This window comes from Streptomyces phytophilus (assembly GCF_013870535.1).
Taxonomy (GTDB): domain Bacteria; phylum Actinomycetota; class Actinomycetes; order Streptomycetales; family Streptomycetaceae; genus Streptomyces; species Streptomyces phytophilus.
In genome coordinates this window covers 1-1,833 of record NZ_JACBXC010001197.1, presented here as the reverse complement: position 1 = coordinate 1,833, position 1,833 = coordinate 1, and the positions used below count along the sequence as shown (strand labels likewise).

General features: G+C 75.8%; 2 protein-coding genes. One reads left to right on the top strand and one right to left on the bottom strand.

Annotated elements, in window-relative coordinates:
* The coding region (locus H5J30_RS30705) for an imine reductase family protein (protein WP_181790737.1) at window positions 1–662 on the top strand (662 nt) is incomplete at its 5' end.
* A gap of 23 nt (window positions 663–685) precedes the next feature.
* Here the strand turns inward: H5J30_RS30705 and H5J30_RS30700 are convergent.
* A partial coding sequence (locus H5J30_RS30700) for an outer membrane protein assembly factor BamB family protein (protein ID WP_181790735.1) occupies window positions 686–1,833 on the bottom strand: 1,148 nt, incomplete at its 5' end.

The following is a 1,833-nucleotide window of genomic DNA, read 5'->3' as shown; positions in this document are numbered from 1 at the left end:
TGGACGACGCGTCGGTCGGCGAGGTACTCGCCGGCGCGGACCTCGCCGGCAAGGACGTCGTCAACCTGACCACCTCGACCCCCGCCCAGGCCCGCGACCGCGCGGCCTGGGCGGCGGAGCGGGGCGCGCGCTACCTGGACGGCGGGATCATGGCCATCCCGCCGATGATCGGCGCCCCGGAGACCGGCGGCTACGTCCTCTACAGCGGCCCGCGCGACCTCTTCGACGACCACCGCGCAACCCTCGCCGTCCCGGCCGGCGCCACCTACGCCGGCGCCGACCCGGGCTTCGCGGCGCTGCAGGACGTGGCGCTGCTGAGCGCCATGTACGGCATGTTCGCCGGCGTCACGCACGCCTTCGCCCTGGTCCGCGGGGAGGACCTGGACCCGGCGGAGTTCGCCGGGCTGCTGACCGGCTGGCTCACCGCCATGGCCCCGGTGGCGCACCGGATCGCCGCCGAACTCACCGCCGGCGCCGACCCCGAGGAGGAGGTCGCCGGCCTCGCGATGCAGGTGGCCGGCACCCCCGCGTTCCTCGACACCGCACGCCAGCAGGGCGTCAGTCCGGAACTCCTCACCCCGTACTTCGAGCTGATGCGCCGCTGCCTCGCGGAGCGCGACGCGAAGAACCCGCAGGGCATGGTCGACCTCCTGCGGCGCTGAGAAGCCGGCCGCGGACCCCGGCGTCAGCGGCGGGCGGTGCCCTTCTCGGCGTCCAGGGCGTAGACGCAGCGGTCCTTGCTGCAGGCGTAGACGACGCCGTTGGCGACGACGGGGGAGCCGGTGATCTCGCCGTCCGTGGCGAGCTTCCAGCGGAGCTGGCCGCCGACCGCGTCGACCGCGTAGATGCAGTGGTCCGCGGAGCCGAAGTGGACGCGGCCGTCCGCGGCGACCGGGGTGCCGATCAGGTCGCCGCGGGTGGCGAAGCGCCACATCGGGGTGCCGGCGACGGCGTCGAGGGTGTAGAGCGCGGCGCCGCTGCCCACGTGGACGTGGTTGTCGGCGACGAGGACGGGTTCGATGGACTGGCGGGCCTCCGTGGCGATGCGCCAGCGCTCGCGGCCGTCGGCGGCGTCGAGGGCGTAGACCGTGCCGAGGTGGTCGGCGACGAAGACGCCGCCGCCGGTCAGGGCCGCGCCCGGGGCGTACGCGGGCGGGCTCAGGAGCACCGCGGGGGCCTCGAACGTCCAGCGCAGCGTGCCGTACGCCGCGTCCAGAGCCAGGACTCGCTTGCCCGCGGACGCGAAGACCGTGGGGCCCGCCGCTGTACCGGCGGTGGCATCCACCGGGAGCAGCCGCACCGGGACGCCGCCGCAGGCGGCGGCGTCGCCGATCGGGTACGACCAGCGCTCGGCGCCGGAGCGGGTGTCCAGGGCGCGCAGCCGGCCCTCGCCCCAGACGTAGACCGTGCCGTCGTGGGCCAGCGGCCCGGCCTCCTGCGTCTCGAACTCCGTCTGGGCGCCGGTCAGCTCCCACAGCGGCTCGCCGGTCGCCGCGTGCCGGGCCTGCATGCCGCCGCCGCGGGTGCCGGTGACGACGGTGCCGGCGGCGACCTGGAGCGAGTACACCCAGCCGCCGGTGGCCTGGCGCCAGCGCTCGCGGCCGTCCGCGGCGTCGAGGGCGTACAGGCTGGGGCCGTCCGAGGCGTGCACCAGGCCCTCGGCCAGCGCCATGGACCAGGCGACCTCGCGGGTCTTGAACTGCCGCCTGCCGCTGGTCACGTCCAGCGCGTGGACCTCGAAGGAGGTGACGTAGAGCAGGTTGCCGGAGACGACCGGCTTGCCCCAGACGTCGTTGGACATCCGGAACCGCCACGGCCGCCACCGCGCCGGCT